The following is a 16,718-nucleotide window of genomic DNA, read 5'->3' on the forward strand; positions in this document are numbered from 1 at the left end:
GCTGTCGTGCGGCAAGGGGTCTCGTCTCATGTCCATCTTCACCGATCTCGCTCACCAGTACATCGACGGTGAGTGGAAGGCCGGCTCCGGTTCCTGGGACATCATCGACTTCAACCCGTACGACGGGGAGAAGCTGGCGTCGATCACGGTCGCCACGGCCGACGAGGTGGACCAGGCCTACCGCGCCGCCCAGCGCGCCCAGGAGTCCTGGGGCGCGACCAACCCGTACAAGCGCCGGGAGGTCTTCGAGCGCGCCCTGCGCATCATCGAGGACCGCGAGGCGGAGATCACCGAGGCGATCGTCGCGGAGCTCGGCGGCACGCTCGTCAAGGCCGCCTTCGAGCTGCACCTGACCAAGGAGTTCCTGCGCGAGGCGGTCCACCTGGCGCTCGCCCCGCAGGGCCACCTCATCCCGTCGCCCGACGACACCAAGGAGAACCGCCTCTACCGCGTCCCGGTCGGGGTCGTCGGCGTCATCAGCCCCTTCAACTTCCCGTTCCTGCTGTCGGTGAAGTCGGTCGCCCCGGCCATCGCGCTGGGCAACGCGGTCGTCCTCAAGCCGCACCAGAACGCGCCGGTCCTCGGCGGCAGCCTGGTGGCGAAGATATTCGAGGACGCGGGCCTGCCGCCCGGTGTCCTGAACGTCGTCATCACGGACATAGCCGAGATCGGCGACGCCCTGCTCGAACACCCCGTGCCCGGCGTCATCTCGTTCACCGGCTCCGACGCCGTGGGCCGCCACGTGGCCACCGTCTGCGCCCAGCACTTCAAGCGCTGCGTCCTGGAACTGGGCGGCAACAGCGCGCTGATCGTCCTGGACGACGCGGACGTCGACTACGCCGTGGACGCCGCCGTCTTCAGCCGCTTCGTGCACCAGGGCCAGGTGTGCATGGCGGCCAACCGCATCCTGGTGGACCGCGCCGTCGAGGCCGAGTTCACCGAGAAGTTCGTCGCCAAGGTCAAGACGCTGAAGGTCGGCGACCCGGCGTCCCCCGAGACGCACATCGGCCCGCTCATCAACTCCTCGCAGGCCGACGGCGTGACCTCGCTCGTCACGCAGACCGTCCAGGCGGGCGCCACGGCGCTGCTGCACGGCCGCACCGAGGGCAATCTCGTCTTCCCGTCCGTCCTCACCGGCCTGCCCGACGACGCCCCGGTGCTGCGCCAGGAGATCTTCGGCCCGGTGGCGCTCATCCTGCCCTTCGACGGCGAGGAGGAGGCCGTGCGCCTCGCCAACGACACGCCGTACGGCCTCAGCGGCGCCGTCCACACCGCCGACACCGAGCGCGGCGTGCGCCTCGCCCGGCGCATCCGCACCGGCATGATCCACATCAATGACGGCACCGTCCACGACGAGCCGATCGTGCCCTTCGGCGGCGAGAAGCACTCGGGTGTCGGCCGGCTGAACGGCGACTCGACGGTGGACGCCTTCACCACGCCGAAGTGGATCTCGGTGCAGCACGGGCGCTCCCGCTTCCCGTTCTGAGGCCCGCCTGCCGACAGGCCTGCACTCCGGGCACCACCGTCCGGACCCGGACCCTTGAGGACCGTAGCTGTCCGCAAGGGTCCGTACTGTCTGAGGTGTCGGAAAGCCCGGCGCACCCTGGAGAGGCGGACCTCATGCCCACTCACGTGAACGCGGAAGCCCACGGCGACGAGCGCGGGGCGCTGATCGCCTTCGTCGAGGCGCAGCGCGGCGGCGTCCGCCGCTCCGTGCTCGGCCTGAGCGACGAGCAGGCGACGAGCCGCCCGAGCGCCAGCGAGCTGACCCTCGCCGGCCTCGTCAAGCACGTCGCCGAGGTCGAGCTGAACTGGCTGCGCCTCGCCCAGCAGAAGCCGAACGAGCGGCAGCGCACCGAGGAGACCTGGGGCGACGGCTTCCGGCTCGTCGAGGGCGAGACGCTGGCCGGCGTGCTGGCCTTCTGGGACGAGGTGGCCGCCGAGACCGAGGCCTTCATCCGGTCCGTGCCCAGCCTGGACGACACCTTCCCGCTGCCCGAGGCGCCCTGGTTCCCCAAGGGCTCGGTGTCGATGCGCTGGCTGATGCTGCACCTCGTCGAGGAGATCGCCCGGCACGCGGGCCACGCGGACATCATCCGCGAGTCCCTGGACGGCAGGACGGCGTTCGAGCTGGTGGCGCAGGAGTCGGGCCAGTCCTGGGGGTGAGCCGCCGGGGGGGACCACCCGGGCCGTACCCTAGTCAAAGTTGATGAATGGTACGGAACAGCAGGCTGAAGGGTGCGGTGGATGTCGGCGATCCGGATGCTGGTCCTCGGGGCCGTCCGTATGCACGGGCGGGCGCACGGCTACCAGGTGCGCAACGACCTCGAGTACTGGGGCGCCCACGAGTGGTCCAACGCCAAGCCGGGCTCGATCTACCACGCGCTGCGGCAGATGGCGAAGCAGGGCCTGCTGCTCGAACACGAGACCGCCCCCTCCACGGCGGGCGGTCCGCCGCGCACGGAGTACGAGATCACGGAGAAGGGCACCGAGGAGTACTTCGCCCTTCTCCGTGCGGGCCTGACCGCCGTGGCCCACGACCAGAAGCCGGACGTGCTCTCGGCGGCCGTCGGCTTCATGGTGGACCTGCCGCGCGAGGAGGTCGTCTCGCTCCTCAAGGAGCGGCTGCGCGCCATCGACGACTGGCGCCACTCCGTCACCGAGTACTACGTCCCCGAGGACGGCCCGGAGCAGCTCGGCCACATCGGCGAGATCATGAACCTGTGGGTGCACTCCGCCGACGCGGGCGAGGAATGGACCAAGAGCCTCGTCGAGCGGATCGAGAACGGCGCGTACACCTTCTCCGGCGAGGGCGAACCGTTCGTCGGGGTGCTCGCCGAGGAGGCGGAGAACCCCTACGCGACCGGGGAGAAGCACCCCGGGGACCAGCGCTAGCCCGCCCGCCGCCCCGTCCCGGTCGCCGACGTCCCACCCGCACATCGCATTAATCAAGTTTGACTAACCCTCCGGGAGGGGAGTACCTTCCTCCAGCTAGTCAACCTTGACTAGCGACGGGCTGGGCACGGAGGGAGACGCATGACGGACGCGATCGTCCTCGAAGGCGTACGGAAGCGGTACGGCGAGAAGCGGGCCCTGGATGGGCTCGACCTGGTGGCCGCGCGCGGCACGGTGCACGGCGTGCTCGGGCCGAACGGCGCGGGCAAGACCACGGCGGTGCGGATCATGTCCACGCTGCTCACGGCGGACGAGGGCCGGGTGGAGATCGCCGGCTGCGACGCGCGGCGCCAGGCCGGACAGGTGCGCCGCCGAATCGGCCTGCTCGGCCAGCACGCGGCGCTCGACGAGGAGCTGAGCGGCTGGCAGAACCTGGAGATGTTCGGGCGGCTCCACCACCTGGGCGCGCGCCACGCGCGCGTGCGGGCCGACGAGCTCCTGGAGCGCTTCGGCCTCGCCGACACGGGCCGCAAGGCCGTCAAGCGGTACAGCGGCGGCATGCGGCGCCGCCTGGACCTCGCGGCGTCCCTCATCACGGAGCCGCGGGTGCTGTTCCTGGACGAGCCGACGACGGGGCTCGACCCGCGCGGCCGCGCGGAGGTGTGGGACGCGGTGCGCTCCCTGGTGGGCGGCGGCACGACGGTGCTGCTCACCACGCAGTACCTGGAGGAGGCCGACCAGCTCGCCGACCGCATCTCGCTGGTCGACAGCGGCCGGGTGATCGCCGAGGGCACGGCGGACGAGCTGAAGGCGCGGCTGGGCGGCGACCGCATCGACGTCGTCGTCCGCGACGGCGCCCACCTGGTGCGCGCGGCCCGGCTGCTCCCCGGGCCCGCCGGCGACGTCACGGTCGACGCGGACCGCCGCCTGGCCAGCGCCCCCGTCAGCGACCGCATGGAGGCCCTCACCCGGGTCGTACGGGCGCTCCAGGAGGAGGGCATCGAGGCGGAGGACATCGCGGTGCGCAGGCCGACGCTGGACGAGGTCTTCCTGCGCCTGACGGAGCGCACCGGGCACACCGGAGCCGACGAGCACGTGAAGGAGACCGTATGAGCGTGAGCACGAGTACGAGTACGGGCACGAGCACGGGCGGGGACCCGGGGACGGGCGTGGGGGCGGGCACCTCCGTCGGCTGGGCGGTCGCCGACTCCTGGACGATGACCCGGCGTGAGCTGGCCCACTGGGCGCGCCAGCCCGTGCAGGTCTTCGTGGGGCTCGCCTTCCCCGTGATGATGCTGCTGATGTTCAACTACCTGATCGGCGGCGGCAAGGGCATCGCCGGGAACTACGTGGAGTTCCTCGTCCCCGGCATGTTCGCGCTGACCATGGTGTTCGGCCTGGACGCCACGATGGTCGCGGTCACCGGCGACCTCAACAAGGGCGTGGTGGACCGTTTCCGCGCCATGCCGATGACCAACGGCGCGGTCCTCGTCGGCCGGTCGGTCGCGGACATGCTCCAGTCCTTCGCCTCGCTGCTCGTCATGATGGGCGTGGGCCTCGCGATCGGCTGGCGCTGGCACGGCTCGCTCGCGGCGGTGGCCGGGGCGGTCGGCCTCCTGATGCTGCTGCGCTTCGCGATGCTGTGGCTCGGCATCTACCTGGCGATGGTCGCGGGCAAGCCCGAGCTGGTGATGGCGGTGCAGATCCTGGTGTGGCCGGTGGGGTTCCTCTCGAACGCGTTCACCGTGCCGCAGACCATGCCGGACTGGCTGGGGGCGGTGGTGGAGTGGAACCCGATGTCGGCGACGGCCGCGGCGGTGCGCGACCTGTTCGGCAACGACCCCGGGGTCCCGGACACCTCCTGGGCCGCGGACCACGCCGCTCTCCTGGCGGTTCTCTGGCCCCTGGCCCTGGCGGCGCTCTTCGCCCCCCTGGCGATCCGGAGGTTCACGGCGTTGAGCAAGTAGCGCCTCCCTTCCGGCTTGCACCTCACGCGGCGTGAGGACCCAGGGTGGTCGGTGTCGGAACGGAAGGAGACAGCGGTGAACTACTCCGTCGGACAGGTGGCGGCCCTCGCCAAGGTCACGGTGCGCACCCTGCACCACTACGACGAGATCGGCCTCCTGGTGCCCGGTGAGCGCAGCCGCGCGGGCCACCGGCGCTACGGCGACGCCGACCTCGACCGGCTCCAGCGCATCCGGTTCTACCGCGAACTGGGCTTCCCGCTGGACGAGGTCGCCGTCCTGCTCGACGACCCCGGGGCCGACCCGCAGGAGCACCTGCGGCGCCAGCACGGGCTGCTGACCGGGCGCATCGCCAGGCTCCAGCAGATGGCAGCCGCTGTCGAGACCGCCATGGAGGCGAGACGCATGGGCATCAACCTCACGCCCGAGGAGAAGTTCGAGGTCTTCGGAGACGCCGATCCGGACCGCTACGAGGAGGAGGCGCAGCGCCGCTGGGGCGGCACGGAGGCGTACGCCGCGTCGCGCCGCCGCACGGCCGCGTACACGAAGGAGGACTGGAAGCGGCTGCGCGACGCCTTCGACGCCCTCCACGCGCGCATGGCCGACCTGCTCGCGGCCGGCGTCCCGGCCGGCTCCCCGCGCGCGATGGACACCGCCGAGGAGCACCGCCGCTTCATCAGCGACCACTACTACGCGTGCACGTACGAGATCCACGCGGGCCTGGGCGAGCTGTACGTGGCGGACCCCCGCTTCACGGCGACGTACGAAGCGATCAAACCGGGCCTGGCCAGGTACATGCGGGACGCCATGCGCGCCAACGCCACCCGGGCCGGGGCTTAGCCGCTGCCGGCTCCCTCTGCGGGCAAGCGTCCCGCGGGGCGGACGGGGCCAGGCACTATGGAGGGGGGTCCGGGCCCAACGGCCCGGGTTCCACCCGGTGGAACCCCTGCCCTCCGCCCCACGTTGATAGCTTTGGGCGGCGACGCCGAAGCCCATCACCACGCCCGGCCCGCACCGCCCTCCGCCGTACGCCTCACACCCACAGGAGCCCGGAACCGTGCAGACGCTTGCGCTCGGACCAAGCTGGTTGGATCCGGACTACCTCCTGAACCAGTTCGGGCTCTGGGGCCTGCTCCTGATCGTGTTCGCCGAGTCCGGCCTGCTCATCGGCTTCTTCCTGCCGGGCGACTCGCTCCTGTTCACGACGGGCCTGCTGATCACGACGGGCAAGCTGGACGTCCCGCTGTGGCTGGCCTGCGTGCTGATCTCGATCTCCGCGATCCTCGGTGACCAGGCGGGCTACCTGTTCGGCAAGAAGGTCGGCCCGGCGCTGTTCAAGCGCCCGGACTCACGCCTCTTCAAGCAGGAGAACGTCACCAAGGCGCACGAGTTCTTCGAGAAGCACGGCCCGAAGTCGCTGGTCCTGGCCCGCTTCGTGCCGATCGTGCGGACGTTCACGCCGATCATCGCGGGCGTCAGCGGCATGCGGTACCGCTCGTTCATCACGTTCAACATCATCGGTGGCGTCCTGTGGGGCGCGGGCGTCACGCTGCTCGGTGCCTGGCTCGGCAAGCACGAGGTCGTGCACAAGAACATCGAGGCGATCCTGATCCTGATCGTCCTCATCTCGGTGGTCCCGATCATCATCGAGGTCCTCAGGGCCCGCGCGCAGAAGAAGAAGGCGCCCGCCGCCGCCCCGGAGACCCAGCAGCCCGCCGCCGAGGCCGCCCACCGGTACCAGCCGCAGCAGAACCACCAGCAGCGCCAGAACCACCAGCAGCAGTACCCGGGCCAGGGTCAGGGCCAGCAGCACCAGCAGTACCCCGACCAGTCCGCGTACCAGACCCAGCAGCCCCAGTACCCGGGGCACCAGCACCAGCAGCAGCACCCGTACCCCGGCCACCAGGCCCAGCAGCCCCAGTACGACGCCCAGCAGCAGTACCAGGACCCGTCCCGGACCGCGTACCCGTACGAGGGCCAGAACCAGTACGAGGGCCACTACGACGGCCACAACCAGAGCCAGTACCAAGGCCACAACCAGTACGACGGCCAGAGCCAGTACGAAGGCCAGCACCAGTACGACGCCCAGAACCAGTACGGCACCCCCGCGGACGACCAGCAGTACCAGCCCCAGCAGCAGTACCCGCACCAGCAGGGTCACCACCAGCAGGGCCACCACCCGCAGCCCCCGCACCAGCAGGGCCGGTACCAGGACCAGCGGCCGCAGCACCCCGAGGAGCCGCGGCACGGCCACCCCCGGTACTAGGACCGGGGCCGGGACCGGCGCCGCGCCGAGACGTCCTAGAAGCCGCGCGTCCGCTTGGCCGCGCGGCGCCCCTGTGCCGTCTCGGTGCTCGGCGCCTTGAGGAAGAGCCGCGACAGCTCCCCGCCCAGGTTCACGCCGATCGCGATGGCGAGCGCCAGGGCGGCCGCCTTGGACAGCGAGGCGAGCCCGGGGTTCAGATGGTTGCGGGCGATCTCCAGGAGCCCGAAGTACGTCGCGCTGCCGGGCAGCAGCGGGCCGATCGCCGCCGTCACGTACGGCAGCGCGGACGCGAACCGGTAGCGCGACAGGAGCTGCCCGAAGAGCCCCACGAGCCCCGCCGCCACGGCCGTGGCCGCGACCGGCGAGATGTCCCCGGCGCGGGCGAGGGCGCCGAACACGACCCAGGCGACGCCGCCGTTGAGGGTCACGAGCAGCACGGTGGAACGTTCCTGCTGGAGCAGCACCGCGAAGGCGCAGCTCAGCGCCATCGACGCGAGGGTCTGGACCACCGGCCGGTCCGGGGTGTGGATCGACGTCTCCGGGTTGAGACCGGCGTCCAGCTGGACGCCGAGGTACAGCACCATCAGCACGCCGCAGACGATCCCGACGATCAGGTACCCGACCTCCAGGAGCCGGGCCGCGGCGGTGATGTAGTAGCCGGTCAGGCCGTCCTGCACGCCCGCGACCAGCGCCCGCCCCGGGATCAGCGCGAACAGGCCACCGGTGATCACCGCCGAGGCCCGGACGTCCGGCAGGTCGAGCAGGCTGATCGCCACGCCCATCGCGGCGGGCGGCATCGCCGCGACCACGAACTGGTAGAACTCCGGCAGCCCCCGCCCGGCGCACAGCCACGCGAACCGGTCGCCGAGCATCGCGCCCACGGCCGCCGCGACGAACACCAGCAGGTCACCGCCGACGAGCACGGAGGCCGCCCCCGCGAGCAGCCCGCCCGCGGCCGTCAGGGCCCACCCCGGGTAGGGGTGGCGGTTGCGGCGGATCTCCGCGAGCCGCCGGTAGGCCTCCTCCAGGGTGACGTCGACCTCTTCGGAGCTGATGTCGTCCACGAGCCGGTAGACGGCCTGGAGGCGCGTGTAGTCGGTGCCCCGGCGGCGCACCGTCCGCGAGGCCGTCACGGGGTCGTCGACGAGCGAGGGCTGGTACGAGATGGAGATCAGCGTGAAGGTGACGTTCGGCTCGCAGCGATCCAGACCGTACGAGTGGGTGACGGCGAACATCGCCGCCTCCACGTCCTCGGCGCCCTCCCCGCCCGCGAGCAGCAGCTCGCCGATGCGCAGCGTCATGTCGAGCACGCGCGGCACGGCGGGCCCGGCGTCGTCCTCGGACCGCTGCGTGGCCTCGGGGGCGGGCCGCTCGGCGACCGGCGTGCGCAGCATCGTGCGCATCCGGTCCTGCCAGGGCGCCTCCTTGGTGAGGCGGACCACCGGCACGCCGCCGGGCGGGGTGAACGCGGACGCCGGCTGGCGGGCGTCGTAGGTGTGCGGCGGCGTGAACGCCGAGGACTCGTTGTCCTCCGGCGCCGGGGGGATCCGCAGACCGGTCGGGATGGTGAACTCCGAGGACGGATGGTCCTCCTCGGGCGCGGCCGTCTGGTCGACGCCGCCCACCGGAGCGAACGCGCTGCGCGCCTCGTCCGACTGCGGCTTGCGGTCGTCCTCCTCCGGGTCAGCCACCGGTTCGCCTCGCTCCTTCTGCGTACGGTCCCGTGCGCACCTTACGTAGGTCGGTGTGCGCACGCACCCGGCCGTGTACCCGGTCCGGGCGTATTCGCTCCTGGTACGCGAACGGGCCGCGTGCCCGGTGGCACACGAACGGGCCGCGTGACCCGGAAGGGGATCACGCGGCCCGTTCGCGTGTGCGCGGGGGCCGCCTCGGGCCCCCGGGGTGGCTCAGTGGCCGCCGTTGGCCTGGAAGCGCTTGTACGAGGCCTCGATCTCGGCCTCGGCGTCGGCGCGGCCGACCCAGTCGGCGCCCTCGACGGACTTGCCGGGCTCCAGGTCCTTGTAGACCTCGAAGAAGTGCTGGATCTCCAGGCGGTCGAACTCGGACACGTGGTGGATGTCGCGCAGGTGCTCGACGCGCGGGTCCGAGGCCGGGACGCAGAGCAGCTTGTCGTCGCCGCCCGCCTCGTCGGTCATCCGGAACATGCCGATCGCCCGGCACTTGATGAGGCAGCCGGGGAAGGTCGGCTCGTCCAGGATCACCAGGGCGTCCAGCGGGTCGCCGTCCTCGCCCAGGGTGTTCTCGACGAAGCCGTAGTCCGCCGGGTAGCTGGTGGACGTGAAGAGTCGACGGTCCAGGCGGATGCGGCCGGTCTCGTGGTCGACCTCGTACTTGTTCCGCGAACCCTTCGGGATCTCGATGGTGACGTCGAACTCCACGGGTGGCTCCTCCATGATCAGCACATACTTCGGGTGATTAAGTGTCCCTCACGCAGATGTGTGATCGCGAAAGGGGCAGGTCGTCGTGGACGAGCGCACGCCTTGGCAATGGCTTCGACGGCCGCTGCCGCTCCTGCGGCGGCTTGCCGTCGAGTCCTCCGGACGCTTCCGGACAGCCAGGACGTGGCAGGTCACGACGGGCTCCGCCGCCGTGGGCCTCGCCGTCGCGGCCGTGGCGGTCACCGCGGCCGGGCCCTGGGACTCCTCCGGTCAGCGTACGGCGGAGCGTCACCTCGCGGCCTCCCGGGAAGCCGGGGGTGGCGCAGATCACGCGGGCGGCGCCCCCGGTGAGCGGGCGCCCGGTGCCGCGCCGAGCGCCCCCGCCGTGCTGGCCGGGCTGCGCGCCCCCGCCCGCGGCGGACCGGGCGGCAAGGCCCTCGCCGACGTCCTGGACCCGGTCCTGAAGGACCGCGCGCTCGGCCCCGAGCGCGCCGCGGTCGTCGTCGACGTCGCCACCGGCAAGCGGCTGTACGGCAAGCGCGCGGACGACGCGCTCACGCCCGCGTCCACCACGAAGATCGCCACGGCGGTCGCCGCGCTCTCGGCCGCGGGACCCGACCACCGGCTCACCACGAGCACCGTCCTGCAGCCGGACTCCCGCGAGGTCGTCCTGGTCGGCGGCGGCGACCCGACGCTCACCGCCCGCGAGGAGGGCCGGTACGTCGAGGGCTACGCGAGCCTGCGCGAGCTGGCCGACGACACGGCCCGCGCCCTGAAGAAGCGCGGCAAGGACCCCAAGGACCGCAAGGACCCCGTGCGCCTCTCGTACGACGACACGCGCTACACCGGGCCGTCCCGCCACCCCATCGGGCCGAACGAGAACATCACCCCGGTCAGCGCCCTCATGGCCGACGAGGGCCGCCTCGACGACTCCACGTCGGGCCCGGCCCCGCGCACCGAGGACCCGGCCGGGGACGCCGCGCGGAAGTTCGCGGACCTGCTGCGCGCCCGGGGCGTGGACGTGCGGGCCGACGTCGGCCCCGCCAAGGCCTCGCCCCGCGCCGCGAGGCTGGCACGGACCTCCTCGCCCGCCCTCTCCGTCCTCGTCGAGCGCATGCTCACCCACAGCGACAACGACATCGCCGAGGCCCTCGCCCGCGAGACCGCCCGGGCGAGCGGCGAGCCGCTGAGCTTCGCCGGCGGCTCCCGGGCGATCCGCGACCGCCTGGAGAAGCTCGACCTGCCGCTGGCCGGGGCCGAGTTCGCCGACGGCAGCGGGCTCGACCGCGAGGACCGGCTCACCGCCGAGCTGTTGGCCGCGCTGCTCGCCCGCGCCGCCGACCGGGACCACCCCGAGCTGCGCTCCGCGGTCACCGGCCTGCCCGTCGCGGGCTTCACCGGCACCCTCGTCAACCGCTATCCGCAGGGGTCGCCCGGAACGGGGCTCGTCCGCGCCAAGACCGGCACCCTCACCGGCGTCAACACCCTGGCCGGCACGGTCGTCACCGCCGACGGGCGCCTGCTCGCCTTCGCGTTCATGACGACGGGCACGACGGACCCGTCCGGCGCCCAGGCCGCCCTGGACGCCATGGCCTCGGCGGCGGCCGCCTGCGGCTGCTCCGCCTAGCGGCCGAGGCCCCGCGGGCCCGGCCGAAGGGCGGCCCAACCCGGGACGTCCGCGCGGCCGACCACGTACCGTTGACGCATGACGAGCCTCGGTGGTGCGGAGATGGTCGACTGGAATCTCGCGGTGGCGACCGCGACCCGGCTCGTGCGGCCGGGCCCGGAGGTGAGCCGTGACGAGGCCCGCGCGGTCGTCGCGGAGCTGCGCCGGCACGCCAAGTCCTCGGAGGAGCACGTCCGTTCGTTCACCGGGATGGGCACGGAGGAGACGCACGACACGCCGGTGCTCGTGGTCGACCGCGCGGGCTGGATCCGCGCGAACGTCGCCGGTTTCCGCGAGGTCCTCAAGCCCCTCCTGGAGAAGATGAAGGACCGCCGCGCGAGCGGCCCCGGCGGCGCCGTCCTCGGCGCGGTCGGCGGCAAGGTGACGGGCGTGGAGCTCGGCATGCTGCTGTCCTTCCTCGCCTCGCGCGTCCTCGGCCAGTACGAGACCTTCGCCCCCGCCACCCGCGACCTCCCGGCGGGGGAGAACGGCGGCGGCAGGCTCCTCCTCGTGGCGCCCAACATCGTGCACGTGGAGCGCGAGCTGGACGTCGACCCGCACGACTTCCGGCTGTGGGTGTGCCTGCACGAGGAGACGCACCGCACGCAGTTCTCCTCCGTGCCGTGGCTGCGCGACCACCTGGAGAGCGAGATCCAGGGGTTCCTGGGCGAGACGGACGTCGACCCGATGACCGTCCTCGAGCGCATCAGGGAGGCCGCCCAGAGCCTCGCCGGCGGGCGCCCGGACGCCGAGGAGGACGACGGCGGCCGCTCCTTCGTGGACCTCGTGCAGACCCCGGCGCAGCGGGAGATCCTGGCCCGCCTGACGGCCGTCATGTCGCTCCTGGAGGGCCACGCGGACTACGTGATGGACGGCGTGGGCCCCGGCGTCGTCCCGTCCGTCGAGGAGATCCGGGAGAAGTTCAAGGAGCGCCGCCAGCGCGGCGCGAGCCGCCTCGACCAGGCGCTGCGCAAGCTGCTCGGCCTGGACGCCAAGCTGCGGCAGTACCGCGACGGGGAGCGCTTCGTGCGGGCCGTGGTCGACGAGGTCGGCATGGACGGCTTCAACCGCGTGTGGACCTCACCGAACACGCTTCCCACCAAGGCGGAGATCGCCAAACCAGCGGACTGGGTCGCGCGGGTGCACCGTAGGGCAGAGTGAGCGAACAGATGCGGCCGACGGCAGGAGAACGCCCCCGTTATCACCCGTCCGAGGGACCGTGGGGCATGGGTAGGCGTGCAATGCTCGGGTAACGGCTCGGTTCTGTCACCATCGACGCACTCTCGGTGACCGGCAGTGCGGGGATCATGAGATCCGAAACCCTCGCGCCCCCACGCGAGGCCGCTGAGTGACGGCCCGAGGCTCACCCCCCGAACTTCATGAAGGGAACCAACCGGAATGGGTCCCCATCCTGCGGTCGCGGCGATACGCCTGGCGGTCCGCCGCGTCCTCCACGACGTACTGAACGACGTCGCCGCCCACCGCGCGACCGACACCTCGCGCGCCCCCCACACCGACCCGCACGCCCCCCACCCCGGCCCACGCCCCCCGAGCGACCCGCACGCCCCGCGTGACCCGCACGAGCAGCCCCCTTCGCCGCTCGTGCTCGTGGCGTGCTCGGGCGGCGCCGACTCCATGGCGCTCGCCTCCGCCCTCGCCTTCGAGGCCCCCAAGCTCGGCATCCGCGCCGGCGCGGTCACCGTCGACCACGGTCTGCAGCCCGGCTCGGACGTCCGTGCCGCCGAAGTCGTCACCCGGATGACCGCCCTCGGCCTCGACCCGGTCGAGTCGCTGGCCGTCTCCGTGGGCCCCGCCTCGGGCCGCGCCGCGCACGGCGCGGCGTACACCGGGGGCGGCGAGCGGCGGGTGGGCCCCGAGGCCGCCGCCCGCGACGCGCGGTACGCGGCCCTCGACGACGCCGCCGAGCGCCACGGCGCCGCCGCCGTGCTGCTCGGCCACACCCGCGACGACCAGGCCGAGACGGTCCTGCTCGGCCTCGCGCGCGGCTCCGGCATCCGCTCCCTGTCCGGCATGGCCGCCGTCTCCGGCGTCCGCGGCCGCTACCGCCGCCCGTTCCTCCAGCTCGACCGGCAGACCGCCCGCAAGGCGTGCATGGTCCAGTCCCTGCCGGTCTGGGACGACCCGCACAACGCGGATCCGGCCTACACCCGCTCCCGCCTGCGCCACGAGGGCCTGCCGGCCCTGGAAAAGGCGCTCGGCAAGGGCGTCGTGGAGGCCCTCGCGCGCACCGCCCAGCTCTCCCGGGACGACGCCGACGCGCTCGACGCCTGGGCCGCCGAGGCCGAGGCGACCGTCCGGGACGAGGCCGGGCGCCTGGAGTGCGCGAAGCTCTTCGCGCTGCCGCCCGCGGTGCGCCGCCGCATCGTGCGCCGCGCGGCCATCGAGGCCGGTGCTCCGGCGGGCGCCCTCTTCGCCCGGCACATCGAGGAGGTCGACCGGCTCATCACCGGCTGGCGCGGCCAGGGGGCCATCAATCTCCCGGGCAAGGTCGTCGCCCAGCGGCAGGGTGGCAGACTGGTGATCCGGCAAGGCTGACGCGGCAGACCGTCCCCAGCTCACGCGAGCTGGTTTTGCGACAGTTTTCCGCGGGCCGGTGGGACGACCGAAAGTGATGCGGGTGGACGCGAAAGACATGGGCACCGACCTCCAGTCGGTGCTCATCACCAAGGAAGAGATCGACGCGAAGCTGGCCGAGCTGGCCGCGAAGATCGACGCGGAGTACGCGGGCAAGGACCTGCTCATCGTCGGCGTGCTCAAGGGCGCCGTCATGGTCATGGCGGACCTGGCGCGAGCCCTGTCCACCCCGGTCACCATGGACTGGATGGCGGTGTCGTCGTACGGCGCGGGCACCCAGTCCTCCGGCGTGGTCCGCATCCTCAAGGACCTCGACACGGACATCAAGGGCAAGCACGTCCTGATCGTCGAGGACATCATCGACTCCGGGCTGACCCTGTCCTGGCTGCTGTCCAACCTCGGCTCGCGCGAGCCGGCCTCCCTGAAGGTGTGCACGCTGCTGCGCAAGCCGGAGGCCGCCAAGGTCGCGATCGACGTCGAGTGGGTGGGCTTCGACATCCCGAACGAGTTCGTCGTCGGGTACGGCCTGGACTACGCCGAGAAGTACCGCAACCTCCCGTTCGTGGGCACCCTCGCCCCGCACGTCTACGGGGGCTGAGCGGGCCACCGGCGGCCACCGGTCACCCGGGGCGGCGCGGGGCCCGGGAACCCCGAGGGCTTTCCCGCCGTTGGAGCATGCGAAGGCGGGATTGCCAGCCGTCCCGTGCGGCTTCGGGTGACAATGCTGGGGTACCGTCCGAAGAACAGTCTTTATCAAACTCACTATGGCAGGAGGTACGGAGCGGCATCGCTCCGTGTGGATGGACGTGAAGCGATACTTCCGTGGGCCAGTCATGTGGATCGTGCTGGCCGTCCTTGCCGTGGTCGTGTTGATGCAGGTCGTCGGTTCGGGCGGCGGCTACAAGACGGTGGACACCGGCCAGGTCGTGCAGGCCATCGACCAGAACAAGGTCGAGTCGGCCAAGCTCACGACCGGTGACGATCACACCATCAAGGTCGAGCTCAAGGACGGCCAGAAGGTCAAGGGCAGCAGCAAGATCCAGGCGAGCTACATCGGCGACCAGGGCGTCGAGATCGCCAAGATGCTGCAGGCCAAGTACGAGGACAAGCAGATCCCGGACGGTTACACCGTCTCGCCGTCGAAGCAGAACCCCTTCGTCGGCATCCTGCTGTCCCTCCTCCCCTTCGTCCTGATCGTCGTCGTCTTCCTGTTCCTGATGAATCAGATGCAGGGCGGCGGCAGCCGGGTCATGAACTTCGGCAAGTCCAAGGCGAAGCTCATCACCAAGGACACCCCCAAGACGACGTTCGCCGACGTCGCCGGCTCCGACGAGGCGGTCGAGGAGCTCCACGAGATCAAGGAGTTCCTCCAGGAGCCCGCCAAGTTCCAGGCCGTCGGCGCCAAGATCCCCAAGGGTGTGCTGCTCTACGGCCCGCCCGGTACGGGCAAGACGCTGCTCGCGCGCGCCGTCGCGGGCGAGGCGGGCGTCCCGTTCTACTCGATCTCCGGTTCCGACTTCGTCGAGATGTTCGTCGGTGTCGGTGCCTCCCGTGTCCGTGACCTGTTCGAGCAGGCCAAGGCGAACGCCCCGGCGATCGTCTTCGTCGACGAGATCGACGCCGTCGGCCGCCACCGCGGCGCCGGCCTCGGCGGCGGTCACGACGAGCGCGAGCAGACGCTCAACCAGCTCCTCGTCGAGATGGACGGCTTCGACGTGAAGGGCGGCGTCATCCTGATCGCCGCCACGAACCGCCCGGACATCCTCGACCCGGCGCTCCTGCGCCCCGGCCGCTTCGACCGGCAGATCGCCGTCGACCGCCCGGACATGCTGGGCCGTCTGGAGATCCTCAAGGTTCACCAGAAGGGCAAGCCGGTCGCGCCGGACGTCGACCTCGCGGCGGTCGCCCGCCGCACCCCGGGCTTCACGGGCGCCGACCTGAGCAACGTGCTGAACGAGGCGGCGCTGCTCACCGCCCGCAGCGACAAGAAGCTCATCGACAACCACATGCTGGACGAGGCCATCGACCGCGTCGTCGCGGGCCCGCAGAAGCGCACCCGGATCATGTCCGACAAGGAGAAGAAGATCACCGCGTACCACGAGGGCGGACACGCCCTGGTCGCGGCGGCCTCCCCGAACTCCGACCCGGTTCACAAGATCACGATCCTGTCGCGCGGGCGTGCCCTCGGCTACACGATGGTCCTGCCGGACGAGGACAAGTACTCCACGACGCGCAACGAGATGCTCGACCAGCTCGCGTACATGCTGGGCGGGCGCGCGGCCGAGGAGCTCGTCTTCCACGACCCGACCACGGGTGCCGCGAACGACATCGAGAAGGCCACGGCGACGGCCCGCGCGATGGTCACGCAGTACGGCATGACCGAGCGGCTCGGCGCGATCAAGTTCGGCGGCGACAACACCGAGCCGTTCCTCGGGCGCGAGATGGCGCACCAGCGGGACTACTCGGAAGAGGTCGCGGCGCTGGTCGACGAAGAGGTCAAGAAGCTCATCGAGACCGCGCACAACGAAGCCTGGGAGATCCTGGTCGAGAACCGCGACGTCCTGGACAACCTGGTCCTCGCGCTGCTCGAGAAGGAGACCCTCGGCAAGGAGGAGATCGCGGAGATCTTCGCCCCGATCGTCAAGCGCCCGGCCCGCCCGGCCTGGACGGGTTCCACGCGGCGTACGCCGTCGACCCGCCCGCCGGTGCTCTCGCCCAAGGAGCTGTCCCTGACGAACGGCGCGAACGGCGCCACCCCCGCGGTGTCCGCCTCCGGCGGCTCCACCCCGTCCGCCTCGTCCACTCCGTCCACCGCCTCCAGCGGCGAGACGCAGCCCCGCGAGGTGGCTCCGGAGGATCGTCCCGAGAGCTGATCCCCGAGCCCCGACCGGCCCGGAATGGATGCCGTGCCCCCCTGGTTCTAGCCTGGGGGG

The 16,718-nt window shown here is 71.8% G+C and carries 14 protein-coding genes; 12 read left to right on the top strand and 2 right to left on the bottom strand.

The window, feature by feature from the left end:
- Positions 1 to 28 precede the first annotated feature (28 nt).
- From QK440_RS07195 to QK440_RS07225, 7 genes are all read left to right on the top strand, one after another.
- A complete protein-coding gene (locus QK440_RS07195) occupies positions 29 to 1,486 on the top strand; it encodes an aldehyde dehydrogenase family protein (RefSeq protein WP_282792143.1) in 1,458 nt (485 codons plus the stop codon).
- Positions 1,487 to 1,620: 134 nt separating this feature from the next.
- On the top strand, positions 1,621 to 2,166 hold the full coding sequence (locus QK440_RS07200) for a DinB family protein (protein ID WP_282792144.1): 546 nt from the start codon (positions 1,621 to 1,623) through the stop codon (positions 2,164 to 2,166).
- An 81-nt stretch (positions 2,167 to 2,247) separates the two neighbouring features.
- On the top strand, positions 2,248 to 2,895 hold the full coding sequence (locus tag QK440_RS07205; protein WP_282792145.1) for a PadR family transcriptional regulator: 648 nt from the start codon (positions 2,248 to 2,250) through the stop codon (positions 2,893 to 2,895).
- Positions 2,896 to 3,036: 141 nt separating this feature from the next.
- Positions 3,037 to 4,008 carry an ATP-binding cassette domain-containing protein gene (locus QK440_RS07210; RefSeq protein ID WP_282792146.1) on the top strand — a complete coding sequence of 324 codons (972 nt, stop codon included), beginning with the start codon at positions 3,037 to 3,039 and terminating at the stop codon, positions 4,006 to 4,008.
- 104 nt (positions 4,009 to 4,112) lie between these two features.
- Entirely contained in the window at positions 4,113 to 4,862 is a 750-nt protein-coding gene (locus tag QK440_RS07215; protein WP_282792205.1) for an ABC transporter permease, read from the top strand.
- A gap of 75 nt (positions 4,863 to 4,937) precedes the next feature.
- Entirely contained in the window at positions 4,938 to 5,699 is a 762-nt protein-coding gene (locus QK440_RS07220) for a MerR family transcriptional regulator (protein WP_282792147.1), read from the top strand.
- A gap of 217 nt (positions 5,700 to 5,916) precedes the next feature.
- Positions 5,917 to 7,125, top strand: a complete 1,209-nt coding sequence (locus QK440_RS07225; RefSeq protein WP_282792148.1) for a DedA family protein — start codon at positions 5,917 to 5,919, stop codon at positions 7,123 to 7,125.
- 35 nt (positions 7,126 to 7,160) lie between these two features.
- On the opposite strand, the gene QK440_RS07230 is transcribed toward QK440_RS07225, so the two are convergent.
- Both QK440_RS07230 and QK440_RS07235 read right to left on the bottom strand, forming a co-directional pair.
- Positions 7,161 to 8,816, bottom strand: a complete 1,656-nt coding sequence (locus tag QK440_RS07230) for a threonine/serine exporter family protein (protein ID WP_282792149.1) — start codon at positions 8,814 to 8,816, stop codon at positions 7,161 to 7,163.
- A gap of 216 nt (positions 8,817 to 9,032) precedes the next feature.
- Positions 9,033 to 9,524: an inorganic diphosphatase gene (locus QK440_RS07235; protein WP_190134044.1), complete on the bottom strand. Its 492-nt coding sequence runs from the start codon at positions 9,522 to 9,524 to the stop codon at positions 9,033 to 9,035.
- An 85-nt stretch (positions 9,525 to 9,609) separates the two neighbouring features.
- Between QK440_RS07235 and dacB the strand changes: the two genes are divergently transcribed.
- From dacB to ftsH, 5 genes are all read left to right on the top strand, one after another.
- Positions 9,610 to 11,151 carry a D-alanyl-D-alanine carboxypeptidase/D-alanyl-D-alanine-endopeptidase gene (gene dacB, locus QK440_RS07240; RefSeq protein ID WP_282792150.1) on the top strand — a complete coding sequence of 514 codons (1,542 nt, stop codon included), beginning with the start codon at positions 9,610 to 9,612 and terminating at the stop codon, positions 11,149 to 11,151.
- A 78-nt stretch (positions 11,152 to 11,229) separates the two neighbouring features.
- A complete protein-coding gene (locus tag QK440_RS07245; RefSeq protein ID WP_282792151.1) occupies positions 11,230 to 12,351 on the top strand; it encodes a zinc-dependent metalloprotease in 1,122 nt (373 codons plus the stop codon).
- Positions 12,352 to 12,588: 237 nt separating this feature from the next.
- Positions 12,589 to 13,746: a tRNA lysidine(34) synthetase TilS gene (tilS, locus tag QK440_RS07250; protein ID WP_282792152.1), complete on the top strand. Its 1,158-nt coding sequence runs from the start codon at positions 12,589 to 12,591 to the stop codon at positions 13,744 to 13,746.
- A 76-nt stretch (positions 13,747 to 13,822) separates the two neighbouring features.
- Positions 13,823 to 14,383 carry a hypoxanthine phosphoribosyltransferase gene (hpt, locus tag QK440_RS07255; protein WP_030679974.1) on the top strand — a complete coding sequence of 187 codons (561 nt, stop codon included), beginning with the start codon at positions 13,823 to 13,825 and terminating at the stop codon, positions 14,381 to 14,383.
- Positions 14,384 to 14,585: 202 nt separating this feature from the next.
- Positions 14,586 to 16,658 (top strand): ATP-dependent zinc metalloprotease FtsH, encoded by a 2,073-nt coding sequence (gene ftsH / locus QK440_RS07260; RefSeq protein WP_282792206.1) that lies wholly within the window; start codon positions 14,586 to 14,588, stop codon positions 16,656 to 16,658.
- Positions 16,659 to 16,718: the final 60 nt, after the last annotated feature.

This window comes from Streptomyces sp. CC224B, assembly GCF_030010595.1.
In the GTDB taxonomy this organism is placed as follows: domain Bacteria; phylum Actinomycetota; class Actinomycetes; order Streptomycetales; family Streptomycetaceae; genus Streptomyces; species Streptomyces longispororuber.

Excerpts from the sequence above, each read along its gene's own strand:
- QK440_RS07195 (WP_282792143.1), top strand. The coding sequence starts at position 29 with ATGTCCATCTTCACCGATCTCGCTCACCAGTACATCGACGGTGAGTGG.
- QK440_RS07200 (WP_282792144.1), top strand. The coding sequence starts at position 1,621 with ATGCCCACTCACGTGAACGCGGAAGCCCACGGCGACGAGCGCGGGGCG.
- QK440_RS07205 (WP_282792145.1), top strand. The coding sequence starts at position 2,248 with ATGTCGGCGATCCGGATGCTGGTCCTCGGGGCCGTCCGTATGCACGGG.
- QK440_RS07210 (WP_282792146.1), top strand. The coding sequence starts at position 3,037 with ATGACGGACGCGATCGTCCTCGAAGGCGTACGGAAGCGGTACGGCGAG.
- QK440_RS07215 (WP_282792205.1), top strand. The coding sequence starts at position 4,113 with ATGACCCGGCGTGAGCTGGCCCACTGGGCGCGCCAGCCCGTGCAGGTC.
- QK440_RS07245 (WP_282792151.1), top strand. The coding sequence starts at position 11,230 with ATGACGAGCCTCGGTGGTGCGGAGATGGTCGACTGGAATCTCGCGGTG.
- tilS (WP_282792152.1), top strand. The coding sequence starts at position 12,589 with ATGGGTCCCCATCCTGCGGTCGCGGCGATACGCCTGGCGGTCCGCCGC.
- hpt (WP_030679974.1), top strand. The coding sequence starts at position 13,823 with ATGCGGGTGGACGCGAAAGACATGGGCACCGACCTCCAGTCGGTGCTC.
- ftsH (WP_282792206.1), top strand. The coding sequence starts at position 14,586 with ATGGACGTGAAGCGATACTTCCGTGGGCCAGTCATGTGGATCGTGCTG.